General features: G+C 65.7%; 10 protein-coding genes and 1 pseudogene. 8 read left to right on the plus strand and 3 right to left on the minus strand.

What is annotated here, in order from left to right:
- The 3 genes and pseudogenes from C4S73_RS12105 (at position 1) to C4S73_RS12115 (ending at position 7,958) form a co-directional block, all read left to right on the plus strand.
- The gene (locus tag C4S73_RS12105; RefSeq protein ID WP_103872745.1) at positions 1-5,253 is read left to right on the plus strand and encodes an alpha-2-macroglobulin family protein; all 5,253 of its coding nucleotides are present in this window, start codon (positions 1-3) and stop codon (positions 5,251-5,253) included.
- 224 nt (positions 5,254-5,477) lie between these two features.
- Positions 5,478-7,541: a penicillin-binding protein 1C gene (gene pbpC / locus C4S73_RS12110; protein ID WP_425290341.1), complete on the plus strand. Its 2,064-nt coding sequence runs from the start codon at positions 5,478-5,480 to the stop codon at positions 7,539-7,541.
- Between the two features lie 126 nt (positions 7,542-7,667).
- A pseudogene (locus tag C4S73_RS12115) lies at positions 7,668-7,958 on the plus strand (GIY-YIG nuclease family protein).
- A 94-nt stretch (positions 7,959-8,052) separates the two neighbouring features.
- On the opposite strand, the gene C4S73_RS12120 reads toward C4S73_RS12115, so the two are convergent.
- Together C4S73_RS12120 and C4S73_RS12125 are read right to left on the minus strand one after the other, a co-directional pair.
- Positions 8,053-11,136: an efflux RND transporter permease subunit gene (locus C4S73_RS12120; protein WP_103872746.1), complete on the minus strand. Its 3,084-nt coding sequence runs from the start codon at positions 11,134-11,136 to the stop codon at positions 8,053-8,055.
- A complete protein-coding gene (locus tag C4S73_RS12125; protein WP_103872747.1) occupies positions 11,136-12,227 on the minus strand; it encodes an efflux RND transporter periplasmic adaptor subunit in 1,092 nt (363 codons plus the stop codon). Before C4S73_RS12125 ends, C4S73_RS12120 begins: the two co-directional genes overlap by 1 nt.
- Before the next feature lie 78 nt (positions 12,228-12,305).
- On the opposite strand from C4S73_RS12125, the gene C4S73_RS12130 reads away from it, so the two are divergent.
- The 5 genes from C4S73_RS12130 to phnE (C4S73_RS12150) all read left to right on the plus strand — a co-directional run bounded on the left by C4S73_RS12130 (position 12,306) and on the right by phnE (C4S73_RS12150) (position 16,860).
- Positions 12,306-12,992 carry a TetR/AcrR family transcriptional regulator gene (locus C4S73_RS12130; RefSeq protein WP_103872748.1) on the plus strand — a complete coding sequence of 229 codons (687 nt, stop codon included), beginning with the start codon at positions 12,306-12,308 and terminating at the stop codon, positions 12,990-12,992.
- A 175-nt stretch (positions 12,993-13,167) separates the two neighbouring features.
- Complete coding sequence (gene phnC, locus C4S73_RS12135; RefSeq protein ID WP_103872749.1) at positions 13,168-13,986, plus strand: phosphonate ABC transporter ATP-binding protein; 819 nt, start codon at positions 13,168-13,170, stop codon at positions 13,984-13,986.
- A 64-nt stretch (positions 13,987-14,050) separates the two neighbouring features.
- Positions 14,051-14,968, plus strand: coding sequence for a phosphonate ABC transporter substrate-binding protein (gene phnD, locus C4S73_RS12140; protein ID WP_103872750.1), 918 nt, complete (start codon positions 14,051-14,053; stop codon positions 14,966-14,968).
- A 159-nt stretch (positions 14,969-15,127) separates the two neighbouring features.
- On the plus strand, positions 15,128-16,009 hold the full coding sequence (gene phnE, locus C4S73_RS12145) for a phosphonate ABC transporter, permease protein PhnE (RefSeq protein WP_103872751.1): 882 nt from the start codon (positions 15,128-15,130) through the stop codon (positions 16,007-16,009).
- The gene (gene phnE / locus C4S73_RS12150; RefSeq protein ID WP_244595570.1) at positions 16,006-16,860 is read left to right on the plus strand and encodes a phosphonate ABC transporter, permease protein PhnE; all 855 of its coding nucleotides are present in this window, start codon (positions 16,006-16,008) and stop codon (positions 16,858-16,860) included. Before phnE (C4S73_RS12145) ends, phnE (C4S73_RS12150) begins: the two co-directional genes overlap by 4 nt.
- Positions 16,861-17,033: 173 nt before the next feature.
- On the opposite strand, the gene phnF is transcribed toward phnE (C4S73_RS12150), so the two are convergent.
- Positions 17,034-17,780: a phosphonate metabolism transcriptional regulator PhnF gene (phnF, locus tag C4S73_RS12155; protein WP_103872752.1), complete on the minus strand. Its 747-nt coding sequence runs from the start codon at positions 17,778-17,780 to the stop codon at positions 17,034-17,036.
- Positions 17,781-17,806 lie beyond the last annotated feature (26 nt).

Below are 17,806 nucleotides of genomic sequence, written 5' to 3' on the forward strand. Positions count from 1 at the left end.
ATGCCCCTGTTCGCCCGTCTCGCGCTCGTCCTTGGACTGGCGCTCGCCGCATCGCCGGCTTTTGCCCAGAAGGCCTATGTCCGCAACGACCTCGCTGCCGACGGCCAGCGGCTGGAGGAGCGGCTGAAGCGTGAGGTTTCCGCCGGCACGCGCTCCGCCGCCGAGGCGTTGCGCACCGGCGAGGCCGCGCTTGCGCGTGGCGACGCCCGCACCGCACTGCCGCAGGCCAATGCCGCTGTCGTCGCCGAGCCCGGCAATGCCGCCGGCTGGCGCCTGATGGCGCGCGCTGCCAACACGATCGAGCCGCGCGATTATCGCGAGCGCTGGGAGTTGCGGGAGCGCGCCATCAGCGCCGCCTATCTCGGCTATCAGCGCTCGACCAACCGCAATGACGAGGCCGCCTCGCTCGGCGTGCTCGCCCGCATCTTCGAAAGGAACGAACTCTGGCGCCCGGCCCTGACGACTTATCGTCTCAGCCTCGACCTCACCGACAACGCCTCGCTGCGCACCGCCTATGAGAGCCTGCGCGAAAAGCGCGGTTTCCGGCTGGTCTCCAACAAGGTCGATTCCGATGCGGCCTCGCCTCGCGCCTGCTTCGAGTTCTCCGAAGCATTGGCGCGCGGGCGCGTCGACTTCGCGCCTTACGTCGCGATCTCCGGCGGCAAAGGCGATTTCGCAGTCAGCGCCGAGGACAAGCAGATCTGCGTGGACGGCCTGCGCCATGGCGAGCGCTACGCCTTCGTCATCCGCCAGGGCGTGCCCTCGGCCCTGCCCGACGAAAAGCTGCTGAAATCGGCCGATTACGAGGTTTATGTCCGCGACCGCACGCCATCCGTCCGCTTCACCGGCAAGAACTACGTCCTGCCGCGCACGGGTCAGCAGGGCGTGCCCGTGGTTTCCGTCAATGCCGGCCGGCTCGATCTCGAGGTGATGCGCATCGGCGACCGCAACCTGATCAACTCGGTCCACTCGGACGATTTCCTCGGCCAGCTCGGCTCCTATTCCGCCAAGCAGATCGCTGGTGATAAGGGCCAGAGTGTCTGGACCGGCTCGATGGAGGTGAAGTCGGAGCTGAACAAGGATGTCGTCACCGCCTTCCCGGTGATCGAGGCAGTCGGCGCGCTGAAGCCTGGCGTCTACGTCATGTTCGCAAAACCCTCGGGCAGTCAGGCTGCCGCGCCGCCCTCGGATGGGGATGGCGACTATGACGACGGCACGACGCGCGCGACGCAATGGTTCGTCGTCTCCGATCTCGGCCTGACCTCCTTCTCCGGTCCCGATGGCGTGCATGTGCTGGCGCGCTCGCTCGCCGACGCCTCCCCGATCGCCAATGTCGAACTCCGGCTGGTCGCGCGCAACAATGAGGTGCTGGCGACAGCGCGCTCGGACGCCAATGGCTATGCCCGCTTCGATGCCGGTCTCGCCAAGGGCCAGGGCGGCAATGCGCCAGGGCTCGTGACAGCCCTGCTGGGCGAGGATTACGGCTTTCTCGACCTGAAGCAGACGGCGTTCGATCTCTCGGATCGCGGCGTCAAGGGCCGCGTGGCCCCGACCGGCCTCGACGCCTATCTCTACACCGAGCGTGGCGTCTATCGCTCGGGTGAGACCGTCTATCTGACCAGCCTGCTGCGCGACGCGAGGGGCGCCGCCGTCACCGGCCTGCCGCTGACGATCTCGGTCAAGCGGCCTGACGGCGTCGAATATCGCCGCCGGCAGGTCGAAGACCAGGGCGCCGGCGGCCGCGCCCATTCCATTCCGCTTCTGTCGGGGGCCGCAACCGGCACCTGGCGGGTTCAGGCCTATGCCGACCCGAAAGGCCCGGCGATCGGCGAGGTCACCTTCCTCGTCGAGGATTACGTACCCGAGCGGCTGGAGCTGACGCTCACACCAAAGGCGCCCGTCCTCCAGGCCGGCGAACCCGCCGAGGTCGATGTCAACGCGCGCTATCTCTACGGCGCGCCGGGCTCGGCACTCGACGTCACCGGCTCGATGACGATCCGCTCGGCCGCGCAATCGGCCATTCCCGGCTTCGCCGGCTATCAGGTCGGGCTGACCGATGAGGAGTTCGCCCCCGTCCAGTCCGAATTCGAGGAGAGCACGACGACCGATGCCGCCGGCAAGGTCTCTGTCTCCAACCCCGTCCAGCAGCCCGAGACCAACCGTCCGCTCGAGGTCGAGCTGACCTTCCGCGTCGGCGAACCCGGCGGCCGCGCCATCGCCCGCTCGGTAACGCTGCCGATCGTTCCCAAGGGCGCGGCTATCGGTGTCCGCAAGGCTTTCAAGGACGGCGAGCTCGGCAATGGCCAGACTGCGACCTTCGATGTGATCATGGCCAATGGCGACGGCAAGCGGCTCGCCCGTCCCGGCGTGAAATGGACGCTCTCGAAAGTCCGCCGCAACTATCAGTGGTTCTTTCAGGACGGCCGCTGGAACTATGAAGGCGTGAAGACAACCCGGCGCGTCGCCGATGGTGAGGTCGCAGTCAGCGAAACCGCGGATGCGCGCGTCGCAGCCCCCGTCGAATGGGGCAATTACCGCCTCGATGTCGCCGCCGACGGCCCCGATTCCACCGAGACCTCGGTCTCCTTCAGCGTCGGCTATGAAACCGACAAGACCGCCGACACGCCCGATGTTCTCGATGTCGCACTCGACAAAGGCGCTTATGCCAATGGCGAAAACCTACAGGTCAGGCTGTCGCCCCGCTTCGCCGGCAAGGCGACACTCGCCGTCATCAGCGACCGGGTCACCGAGATCCGCACCATCGACATCGCCGCCAGCGGCGCGACCGCGAGCATCCCGGTCAAGTCCGAATGGGGCGCCAGCGCCTATCTGGTCGTGCTCGCCCATCGCCCGATGGACACGGCAGCGCAGCGCCTGCCGGGCCGCGCCATTGGCCTCGCCTGGTTCGCGATCGGCAAGGAGGAGCGGACCCTGAGCGTCGATCTCGGCGCGCCCAACCTCGTGCGCCCGCTCTCGACGCTGTCCCTGCCGGTCAAGATCACCGGCGCAAGGGCCGGCGAAGAGGCCTTCGTCACGGTCGCAGCCGTCGATATCGGCATCCTCAACCTGACGCGCTTCGTCTCGCCCGATCCGAGCCAGTTCTTTTTCGGCCAGCGTCAGATCGGGCATGAGCTGCGCGATCTCTACGGCTACCTGATCGACGGCATGCAGGGCACGCGCGGCGCGATCCGCACCGGCGGCGACGGCGCGGCCCCGTTGCAGGGTGAGGCCCCGACGCAGGAGCCCCTCGCCCGCTATTCCGGCGTGGTCAAGGTCGGCGCTGACGGCATGGCCAAGGTCGATTTCGAACTGCCGGCCTTCAATGGCTCGGTTCGGGTCATGGCGGTCGCATGGTCGGCCGGGCGTACCGGGCAGGCCAGCGCCGACGTGATCGTGCGCGATCCAATCGTTGCGCAGGCGACCCTGCCGCGCTTCCTCGCCATCGGCGACCAGTCGCGCTTCCATCTGCAGATCGACAATGTCGAAGGCCCCGCCGGTGCCTATGTCGTCGATCTCGATGTCCGCGGCCCGGTCCTCGTGGCCGCCGACGCGACGCGGCGCACGCTGCAGCTGGCGACCGGCGCCAAGAGCCAGATGACGATCCCGGTGACAGCGGCAGGCCTCGGCCGCGCCGAATTCGACGTCAGGATCACCGGGCCGAATGGCGTCGGCACCGTGCAGAACCTCGCCGTGCGCGTGCAGCCCTCGGCCAGCACCATCGCGCGCCGCGTCGTCCGGCCTATTCCGGGCAATGGCGGTTCGATAACAGTTTCGTCCGATCTGATGGCCGATCTCGTGCCCAATTCCGGCCAGGTCTCGGTCTCCGTCTCGCCGCTGGCGGCTCTCGACGTCCCCGCCATCCTGAAGGCGCTCGACCGCTACCCCTATGGTTGCACCGAGCAGACGGTGAGCCGCGCGTTGCCGCTGCTCGCGGTCAACAAGCTCGCCTCGCTGGAGAACCTCGCGCTCGACGCCAATGCCGATGAGCGTGTCGCCAATGCGATCGAGCGCGTGCTTGCCCGCCAGGGCGGCAATGGCTCCTTCGGCCTCTGGGGCGTCGGCGGCGACGACCTCTGGCTCGACGCCTTCACGACCGACTTCCTGACCCGCGCCCGCGAGCGCCAGTTCGCGGTGCCGCAGATCGCCTTCAACCTCGCGCTCGACCGCCTGCGCAACCAGGTCGTCAATACCAGCGAGATCAACAAGGAGGAGGCTGCCGGCATCGCCTATGCGCTCTACGTGCTGGCTCGCAACGGCCGGCCGGTGATGGGCGATCTGCGCTATCTCGCCGACAACAAGCTCGCGGATTTCGCGACGCCGCTGGCGCGCGCGCAGATCGGCGCCGCGCTTTCGGCATTGGGCGACCGGGGCCGGGGCCGCGCCGCTTTCACCAGCGCGCTGGCGAGCCTTCAGGAGAGCCGCGACGATGGCCTGTCGCGGCCCGATTACGGCTCGCGCCTGCGCGACGGTTCCGCCGTCCTCGCGCTGATCGCCGAGGCCAATGGCGAGCGCGCCGACATCTCCCGCGCCGCCAATATCGTCGAAAGCGCCCGCAACAGCGCGCGCTACACCTCGACGCAGGAGCAGATGTGGATGGTTCTGGCCGCACAGGCCATGGCAAAGGACGCCGAAGGCATGACGCTGACGGTCGACGGCACCGAGCGCAAGGGACCGCTCTACCGCACGATCTCCGCCGAAGCGCTCGAAGCCAAGGCACTGACAGTCGCAAACCCGGGCGCGGCCTCGGCACAGGCCGTCATCACCGTCTCGGGTATCCCGACCGCCCCGGAGCCCGCCCTGAACCAGGGCTTTGCATTGGAGCGCGTGATCTACACCATGAAGGGAGAGAAGGCCGACCCCGCCCGGCTGCGCCAGAACGAGCGCTATGTCGTGGCGTTGACGGTGACGGAGCCCGCCAGCCGCTATGGCCGGCTGCTGCTGGTCGATCCCGTTCCCGCCGGATTGGAGATCGAGAACGCCAACCTGACCGAAGGTGCCTCTGTCGCCGGCCTCGACTGGCTGAAGCAGGAGGTTGCTCCGGTCCATACCGAAGCGCGCGACGACCGCTATGTCGCGGCTTTTGAGCGAACCGGAGGCACCAATCAGAAGCTCGCCTTCACGGTCGCCTATATCGCACGCGCCGTGTCGCCGGGCCGCTATGTCGCTCCGGCTGCCGTGATCGAGGACATGTACCGGCCCGACAGGTTCGGACGGACGGGCTTCGGGACGGTCGATATTTCCTCGGCGCGGTAAGACCGACCGTGGAAGCACCGGGCGGACGACGCAGCGCAACAGAACCCCCTCTCCCCTCGTGGGAGAGGGTTGGGGTGAGGGGGCGCCGCATCCTTTATCGTTGGCGTTTTTCTTTGCGCCACATCATCGGAAAGGTCGCGCGCCCCCTCATCCGTCTCCGCTTGGCGGAGCCACCTTCTCCCGCGAGGGGAGAAGGGAAGCATGCGCACGCTCGCTTCAGGACACTGAAAATCGTTGCTACAACAGGCGCGCTCCTCGCTACAGCCGCCACAGCCTTCCTCCTCCACTACGCCTCCACCCTTCCCCCGCTCGCTCTCGCTGCCGCCGGCGACCGCTCGACGGTCGTGCTCGACCGCGAGGGCAAGCTGCTCCGGCCTTTCCTGACGAGCGATGGCCGCTGGAAGCTTCCTGTCGGCGTCGACGATGTCGATCCGCGTTATCTCGCGATGCTCAAGGCCTTCGAGGACAAGCGTTTCGATGGCCATTACGGCATCGACCCGCTCAGTCTGGCGCGCGCGGCCGGGCAGATGCTGCTGAACGGTCGCATCGTTTCGGGCGGCTCGACCCTGACCATGCAGGTGGCCCGCCTGCTGGAGCCGCGCGAGGACCGCACGCTCCAGGCCAAGCTCAGGCAGGCGGTGCGCGCCGTCGAACTCGAACGCCGCTTCGACAAGCGCCAGATCCTCGATCTCTACCTGACGCTGGCCCCCTTCGGCGGCAATCTCGAAGGCATTCGCGCCGCGAGCTTCGCCTATTTCGGCAAGGAGCCGAAACGGCTTTCCACCGCCGAGGCCGCGTTGCTCGTTGCGCTCCCTCAGTCGCCAGAAACCCGCCGACCCGATCGGCTGAGCGATGCCGCGCGCAAGGCCCGCGACCGCGTGCTCGCCCGCGTCGAACAAGCCGGACTTGCCACCGCCTCCGAGGTCGCCGCAGCGCGCAACGAAACCGTGCCGACCGCGCGAAAGCCCTTCCCGAACCTCAGTCCTCACATCGCAGAGCAGGTCGTCGCCGAGGCGCCCGGCGCTCGCAGCCACCGCCTGAGCATCGACGCCCGGCTCCAAGCCAGTTTCGAGGCGCTGGCCCGAGAGCGCAGCCTTGGTCTCAATCCGCAGGTCTCGATCGCCATCCTCGCTGTCGACAACGAGACCGGCGAGATCAGGGCTTCGGTCGGCGGCGTCGATTATTTCGCGGCTGAGCGCGCCGGCAGCCTGGACCTCACGCGTGCCCTGCGCTCGCCCGGCTCGGCGCTGAAACCCTTCATCTACGCGCTGGCCTTCGACAACGGCATCGCCCATCCCGAGACGACGCTGGAGGACAGGCCGGCGCGTTACGGCAGCTACATCCCCGAGAATTTCGACATGACCTTCCAGGGCATGGTCAGCGCGCGCAAGGCGCTCCAGCTCTCGCTCAACGTGCCCACTGTCGAGCTTCTGTCCGCACTCGGGCCACAGCGCTTCCTGTCACGGCTGCGCGATACCGGCGTCGCCATCGCCATGCCCAAGGAGGGCGGCGCGCCCGGCCTCGCGGTCGGGCTCGGTGGCCTCGGCATCACCTTGCAGGATCTGACGCGGCTATATGTCGGGCTGGCCCGTGGCGGAGAGATGGTGCCCTTGCAAGTGAAGACGCAGGCAGGCCCAAGCGAGACCGCGCCACGCCTCGTCGATCCCGTTGCCGCCTGGTACGTCACTGAGACGCTGCTTGGCGCACCGCCGCCGCTTAACGCCGTGCCCGGCCGCATCGCCTATAAGACCGGCACGTCCTATGGCTATCGCGACGCCTGGGCGGTTGGTTTCGACCGCAAGCATACGATCGGCGTCTGGGTCGGCCGGGCCGATAATGGCGCGGTGCCCGGCCTGGTCGGCCGGGTCGTGGCGGCGCCGATCCTGTTCGACGCCTTCGCCCGGCTGGGCCTCGATCCGCGGCCCTTCCCGCAACCCGAAAACGCGATCGTGGCGACGGTCGCGCATCTGCCGCCGCCGCTGCGCCATCTGCGCCAGGACGTGCCGAAGACCATCGCGGCAATGACTACGCCGGCGCTGAAGCTCGCCTTCCCGCCAGATGGTGCAAAAATCGATCTGGCCGCCTCGGCTGCCGATGGGCAAGGTCAGCTCAACCTGAAGGTCGCAGGCGGTGCGCCGCCCTATACCTGGCTGGTCGACGGCACGCCCGTCACCGGACCGATCCGCCGGCGCGAGACCGCCTGGCAGCCCGGAGGCAAGGGCTTCATGCGGATCTCGGTGGTCGACGGCACCGGCGCGAGCGAGAGCGTGTCGGTGCGGCTGCAGTAGACATCGCCGTAACCGTCATTGCGAGCGCAGCGAAGCAATCCAGCGTGCCGCTCGGCGTTCCCTGGATTACTTCGTCGCTTCGCTCCTCGCAATGACGGGCGAGACCATTCCAGGAGGAGGAGCTTAGTGCGCGAACCTGCCGTCTACATAATGGCGAACAAGCGCAACGGAACGTTGTACGTTGGCGTGACATCAGATTTGGCGCGACGCGCCTGGCAGCATCGCGAAGGAACGATCGACGGTTTCACCCGCCGATACGGCTGCAAGCATCTCATCTGGTAGAAGCGCTATGACCGTATCGACGAAGCGATCGCCCGCGAGAAGCAGATCAAAGGCGGATCGCGCGCTCGCAAGCTTGCCTTGATCGAGGCAATGAATCCGACTTGGCGCGATCTCTACGAAGAACTGGCATTATAACTCGACGTCATTGCGAGGAGCGATAGCGACGAAGCAATCCAGAAGTCGTCGAGCGAGGCTCGCTGGATTGCTTCGCTGTGCTCGCAATGACGGATCACTCCGCCGGCAGCGGATGCGCGCCGTCTTCGGCCTTGTGCGCGCCGCGCGCCGCATGCGTCTTGCGCGCCAGATAGGAATAGGCGACCGGCACTACATAGAGCGTCAGCAACGTGCCGAAGGTCATGCCGCCGACGATGACCCAGCCGATCTGCGAACGGCTCTCTGCGCCGGCGCCATGCGCCAGCGCCAGCGGCACGGCGCCCAGCACCATCGCGCCCGTGGTCATCAGGATCGGTCGCAGACGCAGTTCCGCCGCCTCCACCAGCGCGTCGAGCATCTCCTTGCCCTCCTCGCGCAGCTGATTGGTGAATTCGAGGATCAGGATGCCGTGCTTGGTGATCAGGCCGACAAGCGTGATCAGGCCGATCTGGCTGTAGACGTTCATCGTGCCGCCGGTGAAGTAGAGCGCCGCCAGCGCCCCCGTCAGCGACAAGGGCACGGAGACCATGATCACCACCGGATCGATGAAGCTCTCGAACTGCGCCGCCAGCACCAGATAGATGAAGCCCAGTGCCAGCAGGAAGACGATCATGATGCTGGAGCCGGACTGCTTGAACTCGCGGCTCTGGCCGGAATAGTCGATCTGCACCGAGGCCGGCAGCACCTTCTCGGCCGCCCTCTCCAGCACGGCGAGCGCGTCGCCCAGCGAATAGCCAGGCGCCGGCACTGCCGTGATCGTCGCGGAACGCAGCTGATTGAAGCGGATCAGCTCCTTGGGGGCCACGTTCTCCTCGATCGTGACGAGGCTGGACAGCTGAACGGTCGCGCCATTGCGACCCATCAGGTAGATCGACTGCAAGGCCTGCGGCGTACTGCGATCCCTGCCGGCGACCTGCACAACGACATCGTACTGCTCGCCATTCATGTTGAAGCGCGTGACCTGTCGCCCGCCGAGCAGGGTCTCCATCGTACGGCCGATGATATCGATGCCGACACCAAGGTCGGCGGCGCGCTTGCGGTCGATCGAGACGCGAATCTGCGGCTTGTCGAGGATGAGGTTCGATTCTGGGTTGGTCAGCGCGGGCGAATTCGCAACTTCCGCCAGCAGCTGGTCGACATAGCCCTTGATCTGGGCATAGGGCTCCGACGAGCGCAGCACGAACTCGACCGGCTTGCTGTTGGCGCCGCCGCCGCCCAGCGAGGGCGGGTTCGTCGCGAACAGGCGGATGCCCGGAATCTGCGACAATCCCTTGTTGATCTCGGCGACGAGGTCCTGCTGCTTGCGATGGCGCTCTTCCCACGGCTTCAGACGGGCAAAAGCGATCGCGCGCGTCACATCGGGGAAGCCGACGATGACGAGATAGGTTTCGACCTCCTGGATATTCTTGAAATAATCCTCGACGCGGCGGGCATAATCCGCCGTGAAGGACATGGTCGCCCCTTCCGGCGCCACGCCGATGGCTGTGATCGTGCCGCGATCCTCGATCGGCGCGAGCTCCGAGCGCAGGCCCGTGAACAGGAAATAGCTCGCTCCGGCAACGCAGAGCGCAAGCGCCACGATGACCGGGCGCATCGACAGCGCGCCGCGCAGCGAGCGCTTGTATCCGCTCGACAAGGCGTCGAAACCGCGTTCGAGCACATTATAGAGCCAGTTATGCGACTCGTGCTTCCGCAGCAGCTTGGCGCACATCATCGGCGTCAGCGTCAGCGCGACGAAGCCGGAGACCAGCACCGCGCCGGCCAGCGTCAGCGCGAACTCGATGAAGAGCTTGCCGGTGCGGCCGGTCGAGAACGCCATCGGCGCATAGACCGCCACCAGCGTCAGCGTCATCGCGATGACCGCGAAGGCGATCTCGTTGATGCCGCGGATCGCCGCCTTGTTGGGCTCGATGCCATCCTCGATATGGCGGTGGACGTTCTCCAGCACGACGATAGCGTCGTCGACGACGAGGCCGATGGCGAGCACCATGGAGAGCAGCGTCAGCGTGTTGACGGTGAAGCCGAGCGCATACATCAGCGCAAACGAGCCGATCAGGGAGACCGGGATGGTCACCAGTGGGATCAGCGTCGCGCGCAGCGAGCGCAGGAAAATGAAGATGATCAGCACGACGAGGAGAACCGCCTCGACGATGGTGCTGTAGACGGCCTTGATCGAGCGATCGATGAAGATCGACGTGTCGTAGGAGGTGGCGATCGACATGCCGTCCGGCAGGTCTTCCGTGATGCCCGGAAGCGCGGCGACGATGCCGGCGGACACATCCAGCGGATTGGCGGTCGCCTGCTTGACGATGCCGATCGTCACCGAGGGCTTACCCGAGAACCAGGCGGCGTTGCGCTCCTCGCGGGCGCCGAGCTCAACCTTGGCGAGATCGCTCAGCCTGACCTGGAAGCCGTTGACGTCCTTGACGACGATCTGCTGGAACTGCTCCGGCGTCGTCAGGCTGGTCTGCGAGAGCACCGTGAACTCACGGTCGTTGCTCTCGATGCGGCCCGACGGAATCTCGACATTCTGCGCCGTGAGCGCCGCCTCGATCTCCTGGACCGTGATGTTGTAGGCGGCCATGCGCGGCCGATCGAGCCAGATGCGCATCGCATATTGCCGCTGGCCGATGATGCGCACTTCGGCGACGCCGGTCACGTTCTGGACGCGGTCGGCGATGAAGCGGTCGGCGAAATCCGTCAGCTCGAGCGGGCTATGCCGCGCGCTCGTCAGCGACAGATACATGATCGGCTGGGCGTCCGCCTCGACCTTGGCGATGATCGGCTCGTCGATCTCGTCGGGCAGGCGGCCACGCACGCGGCTGACCCGGTCGCGCACGTCTGACGCCGCGACGTCGGGATTGACGCTGGGGCGGAAGCGCACCGAGATGTTGCTGCGTTCCTGGCGGCTGGTCGAGCTGATGATCTCGATGCCTTCGATGCCGGCAATCGAGTTTTCGAGGATCTGGGTGACCTGCGTCTCGATGATCTCGGCGCTGGCGCCGCGATAGGTGGTCTGCACCGAGACGATCGGCTCGTCGATATTGGGATATTCGCGAACCGTCAGGCGCCCATAGGAGACGATGCCGACGAGCATGACGAGCAGGCTCAGCACCGTCGAGAGAACGGGCCGGCGGACGAATAGTTCGAACAGGCTCATTAGAGCGAGCTCGTCTGCACGGCTGCGGGCTTGCTCTTGATGGCGATGGTCGCGCCGTCACGCAGGCGCATCTGCCCGGCCGTGACGATCTGCATCTGCGGGGTGAGGCCCTTGACGATCTCGACCTTGCCGGGGAGGCGCTTGCCGAGCTCGACCGCGACACGTTTCGCCTTGCCGTTCTCGACCACGTAGACGATCTTGCCGACGCCGTCGGGCACCACTGCCATCTCCGGGATGACGAGCGCATTCTCGCGCTGGTCGATCGTGATCATGATGCGGGCGAACAGCCCGGGCTTCAGCACGAGATCGGCATTGGGGATCGTTGCGCGCAACCGGACAGCGCGGCCGTTGACGTCGACGACCGGGTCGATCGCGAAGATCTCGCCGGTGAAGCTGGCATCGGGCACCGCATCGATCTTGACCTGGATGGTCTGGCCGACCTTCACCCGGCTCAGGAAGACCTCCGGCACCCGGAAATCCACCTTGATCGGGTCGATATTGGTCAGGATGATCAGCGGCTTGCCGACCGAGACATAGTCGCCGACCCCGACCGAGCGCAGCCCGACCACGCCGTGGAATGGCGCGACGATGGTCGATTGCGCGAGCTTGGCCTTGGACAGCTGGACCCGCGCCTCATTGGACGCGAGTTGGGCGGTGGCCTGCTCCAGCGCGACCTGCGTGCCCGCGCCACGCTGCACCAGCGCCTGATTGCGCTGGAAGGTGTCGCGCGACAGCGTCAGATCGGCCTGGGCCTGCTTGAGTTCCGCGTCCAGAATTGCGGTGTCGAGCTTGACCAGCTCCTGGTCCTTGCTGACGCGTTGCCCTTCCTTGAAGCCCAACGCCACGACACGGCCTGCGATTTCAGGAGCGATTATGACGGATTCATCGGCCGCCAGCGTGCCGAGCGCCTCGACCTCTTCATAAACAGTCATCTTTTCGATGACGCCGACCTCGACCGGTACGCCCGCAGCCGCAGGGTTGGCGACCGCATGCGCCTGCGCCGGCTGGCCGGCCACAAGGAAGTTGCGGTAGCCGTAATAGCCGCCACCAGCCAGGCCAGCGATCACAAGAAGAATGGCAAACCGCTTCATAAGACTGGACGCTCCACTACCGCAGGATTAGCTTAGACTGGACGGTCCAGTTTGATAAGAGGCCATATAGGCGGAAGCATGACAGAGACGACCTCGTCGCACCGTTCCACCCCCGCTAGGTCCGATGCAAAACGCTTGCCGGAACCAGGGTGCCTGCCGGCGGAGAAGTCGCGGCCGGACAAACACCACGCCATTACCAGGGCCGCGTCCGAGATGTTCCTGGCGGAAGGTTTCGATCGCGCCAGCCTCGACCAGATCGCCCATCGCGCCGGCGTTTCCAAGCAGACCATCTACAGCCACTTCATCGACAAGGAAGCGCTGTTCAAAGCAATCTGCAGCGAACTCACTGAGAAATTGACGATTCCCCTGCGCCAGCCGGCCGCCAAAGGCGATCTCCGGAGCACGCTGATCCGCCTCGGTGAAGACGCGCTGGCGATGATGCTGCACCCGGCCTCGCTGGATCTGCACCGTCTGGTGATGAGTGCGGCGAGCCGCTTTCCGGAGCTCGGTCGGGCTGCCTACGAGGCAGGCGCGATGCGGATGATCGATGATCTCTCGGCGTTGCTGCTGCAGCGTTCACAAATCGGTGATGGACTCACACAGGCAATCACTCCCGCACGATCGCAGGTCCTGGCCGAGCAGTTCGTCGGCATGTTGCGTGGCTTCCATCAGGTCCGCGGCCTGCTCGGCGTCAAGCCGACACCTCCTGCCAAACGCAAGGCCTATGTCAGCGCCTGCGTCGACATGCTGTTGCGAGGAGCTTGAGAGCAAACCGGTAGCGGTCTCCGTTTCACCAGAACGCGGATGCACGGGGTAAAAACCTGTCACTGCCCTGTCATCTCGGCTCGATAGCTCACCTTTCAGAGCAGAAGCGTTAACCGGACGGCCCAGAGCCGCTGCCGGATGCGCCCATGCCGGTGTCGTGTTCGAGAGATGATTCATGCTGCGCATCGAGGGTCTGACCAAGCGCTTCGGCGACAAGGCCGCCGTCGACAATGTCACGCTGTCCATCCCCAAGGGTGAGATGGTTGGCGTGATCGGGCGGTCCGGAGCCGGCAAATCAACCCTGCTCCGGATGATCAATCGCCTGGCCGATGCCAGCGACGGCAAGATCATCTGCGAGGATCGCGACGTCACCGCGCTCAAGGGCGCACCGCTGCGCGCCTGGCGCCGCGACACCGCGATGATCTTCCAGCAATTCAATCTCGTCGGCCGTCTCGATGTCCTCACCAACGTCCTGCTCGGCCGGCTGAACCATCGCTCGGCGGCGCTGACCCTGGTCAAGAGCTTCTCGCAGGACGACAAGATCCGCGCCATTGCCGCCCTCGAGCGCCTCGACATGGGCCATCTCCTCGCCCAGCGCGCCGAGACCCTGTCGGGCGGCCAGCAGCAGCGCGTCGCGATCGCCCGCGCCCTGGTGCAGGAGCCGAAGGTCATCCTCGCCGACGAACCCATCGCCTCGCTCGACCCGCGCAACACCCAGGTGGTCATGGACGCGCTGTTCCGGATCAATCGCGAGGACGGCATCACCGTGATGTGCAACCTACATGATCTCGATATCGCGGCGAAATACTGCGACCGGCTGATCGGCATGACCGGCGGCAAGGTCGTCTTCGACGATGTCCCGCAGGCCCTGACCCGCGAAGTCGCGGCCGAACTTTACGGCATCGAAGCCAAGGATGCCGGCGCCGAAGCGCTCGATGCGCTCGACGCCATCGCCCTCTCCGAGGCCAAGCGCGCCCGGCAGAACGTCGCCTGAGCGGTTTTTCGCCAGGCGCGACCGACGAGAAGACCACCGCCTTCAACTGCAACAGGAGAGTCCCATGCTGACCCGCCGTCACACCCTCACGCTCGCCGCCGCCGGCCTCGCCGCCGCGCTGGCCACCCCGGCCTTCGCCCAGGATTGGAAGGCCAACTATCCCGAACTGATCTTCGCGATCATCCCGGCCGAGAACGCTTCGGGCGTCGTCGAGCGCTACACCCCCTTCGTCAACTATCTCGCCAAGGAACTCGGCACCAAGGTGACGCTGCGCATCGCCAACGACTATGCCGCGATCATCGAAGGCCAGCGCGCCGGCAACATCCATATCGGCATGTATGGCCCCGCCTCCTTCGCCCGCGCCCGCATGACCGGCGCCAAGGTCGACGCCTTCGCGATCGAGACCAATCTGGACGGCACCAAGGGCTATCATTCGGTCTTCTACGTGAAGAAGGATTCGCCCTATCAGAAGGTCGAAGACCTGAAGGGCAAGAACCTCGGCCTCGTCGACCCCAACTCGACCTCCGGCAACAATGTCCCGCGCTTCGTGCTCGACGGCATGAAGATCGAGCCCGAGACCTTCTTCGGCAAGGTCGTCTATACCGGCAGCCACGAGAACGCGGTGATCGCGCTGAACCAGGGCACCGTCGACATCGCCGCCAACTGGTGGAACGACGAGCAGGAATCCAACCTCCTGCGCATGGCCCGCAAGAACATGGTCAAGGCCGAGGATTTCCGGATCATCTACAAGTCCGAGCAGATCGTGAACTCGCCGATGGCCTATCTCTCGGATATGCCCGAGCCGCTCAAGGCTTCGATCCGCGACGCCGTCCTGAACCTCGCCACCAAGGACAAGGTCGCCTTCGACAAGATCTATGAAGGCAAGCAGGGTCCGCTCGTCGCCGTCGACAACAAGGCCTACGATCCGATCATCGAGCTGAACAAGTTCGTCGACGCCCTTCGCAAGAAGAAGTCCTCGTAAGCTCTCGCGCTCATGCCGTCATGGTCGGGCTTGTCCCGACCATCCACGTCTTCATTGATCGAATGCGGTGTTCAAGACGTGGATGCTCGCCACAAGGGCGAGCATGACGGGCAGAGCCCTGACCGCAGACGACGACCTCCCGCGACGGACCCGCAATCCATGACCCTCGCGATCGATCGCAACGACCCGACCATCCTTGCTCACGCCGAGCTCTACCGTCGCGAGATGGGCGCCAAGCGCCTGCGGACGCTGCTCGGCGCTGTCATCTTCATTGTCTGCGTCTGGCTTGCGGCGCTCGGCTCGGAGGTCGACCCCGGCAAATTCATCGCGAACGCCTGGCGCTTCCCGAAATACATTCTCGAGACCATGCCCACCTTGCGCCTCCAGAGCTTCGGCGCTGACATGGCCGAATGGTACTGGGGCATCAAGGGCTGGCTCAAGCTGCTCTGGCAAACCCTGCTGATCGCCTATGTCGGCACGATCCTGGGTGTCGTCGGCGGATTCCTGCTCTGCTTCGCCGCCGCTGCCAATCTCGGCAAGACCAGCTGGCTGCGTTTCGCGACACGCCGCTTCCTCGAATTCTGCCGCACCGTGCCGGAGATCGTCTTCGCGCTGATCTTCGTCATCGCCTTCGGGCTTGGGCCATTGCCCGGCGTGCTCGCCATCGCCATCCACACCATGGGCGCAATGGGCAAGCTCTTCTCCGAAGTCGTCGAGAACATCGACATGAAGCCGGTGGACGGCCTCACCGCGACCGGGGCCGGCTGGTGGCAGACGATCCGCTTCGCGGTCGTGCCGCAGGTGCTGTCCAACTTCGCCAGCTACGCGCTGCTTCGTTTCGAGATCAACGTGCGCGGCGCCTCGATCATGGGTTTCGTCGGCGCCGGCGGCATCGGTCAGGACCTGATCGAGGCGATCCGCAAATTCTACTTCACCGATGTCAGCGCCATCCTGCTGCTGATCATCGTGACCGTCATGCTGATCGACTACGGCACCGAGCGCCTGCGCCATGCCCTGCTCAGCCTGGAGCACCGCTCATGAGCCTCGCCATGTCCGCCACCGAACGCGACGATCTCGTCAACCGGCATCAGGGCGCCATCGACGGCTCTCGGAAGACCCGCCTGATCACGATCGGCGTCATCGCCGCCTTGCTTGGCCTGTTCCTGTACGGGTTGACGACGCTCGAGGTCTCATTCTGGAAACTCATTGCGGGGTTCGGCAATCTCGGCACCTTCGTCGTGCTGATGCTCCCGCCCGATCCCGGCTCCCTCGCCCGCGCCATCATCTTCGTGAAAGCGCTGTTCGAGACCATCGCGATTGCCTTTCTCGGCACCATACTGGCCGCGATCTTCGCCTTTCCGCTCGGCTTCCTTGCCGCCAAGAACGTCGTCGCCAACCGCATCGTGCATTTCCTGGCGCGCCGCTCGATGGATACGGTGCGCGGCGTCGATCCGCTGATCTGGGCGCTGATCTGGGTCAATGTCGTCGGCCTCGGCCCGTTCGCCGGCATGCTGGCGATCATGACCAGCGATCTCGGAGCCTTCGGCAAGCTCTACTCGGAAGCGATCGAATCCGCCGATCGTAAGCCCGTCGAAGGCGTGACCTCGGTTGGCGGCGGCAAGGCACATGAAATCCGCTTCGGCCTGATCCCGCAGGTCCTGCCGGTCATCGCCAGCCAGGTGCTCTACTATATCGAGTCCAACACCCGCTCCTCCACCATCATCGGCATCGTCGGGGCCGGCGGCATCGGGCTTTATCTGGCGGAGACCATCCGCACGCTGGAATGGCAGCAGACCTCGTTCCTGATCCTGCTGATCCTCGTGGCGGTGTCGGCGATCGACTTCCTCTCCGGCAAGCTGCGCTTCGCGATCATCGGCAAGCGGGCGGTCTGACGTCCTTTCTCCGACGAGGAGAACCGCGACGTGCCTCTTTCCTTCTCCCCTCGCGGGAGAAGGTGCTCCGACAGGGCGGATGAGGGGGCGCCGTGAGCTCTGATATCCTGAGCGTTTGTTTGCCAACCGGCAGCGTCACAACGCCCCGCCTGCACAGCCCATCCCTCCAACTGCTACTCCGCGAACGGCTCGACCACCATCTCCACCCGCTCGCCGGCGAACACGCTGTCGACCAGATGGATCGGCGTCAGGTCCGGTAGCGCGTCGATCGCGGACGAGACCATCACCGCGGCTCCGGGCTCGATCTTGAGCAGCATGGCCTCGCGCTCGCTGGCGAGCCGCGCCGTCAACCGCGTCGAGAGGCGCACATAATCCTCGATCCCGTACACCTTGAGCGCAGCCGTCATGGAGGCGCCCGCCTCGTGGAAAGCGCGGTCGAAATCGGCGAAACGCTCCACTGATAGCCAATGCGTGCCCGTCCCCATCGGCGTGCCGTCGGCAAGGCTGAGCCCCTCGACCCGCCACAGGCGCGCGCCGGCCTTCAATCCGAGCATCGCGCAGATCTCGGCATCGCCTGTCACAGCCGCCGCCGACAGCATCGCGCTCGATCCGGTGATGCCGACCTTGCGGAAATTGGCGCGCATGCTGACGCGGCGGCCGATCGGATAGGGAACCCGCCGCGCACTCACCTGCGTGCCCCGCCCGCGCGAGACCGTCACCAGCCCCTGCTCCGCGAGATGCCGGAAGGCCTGGCGTACGGTATGACGATGCACGCCATAGCGCTCGGCGAGCGCGATAGAGGCCGGAAGTGTATCCCCGACCGCGTAATCGCCACGGCCGATTGCGGATTCGAGTTCGTCGGCAATGCGACGCCACGCCGTACCACGATCTTCGGCTTCGGCTGCCTCGCGGCCCGTCATCAAAATTTCATCCAAAATGTATAGAC

Source organism: Allobosea lathyri (genome assembly GCF_900108245.1).
GTDB classification, from domain to species: Bacteria; Pseudomonadota; Alphaproteobacteria; order Rhizobiales; family Beijerinckiaceae; genus Allobosea; species Allobosea lathyri.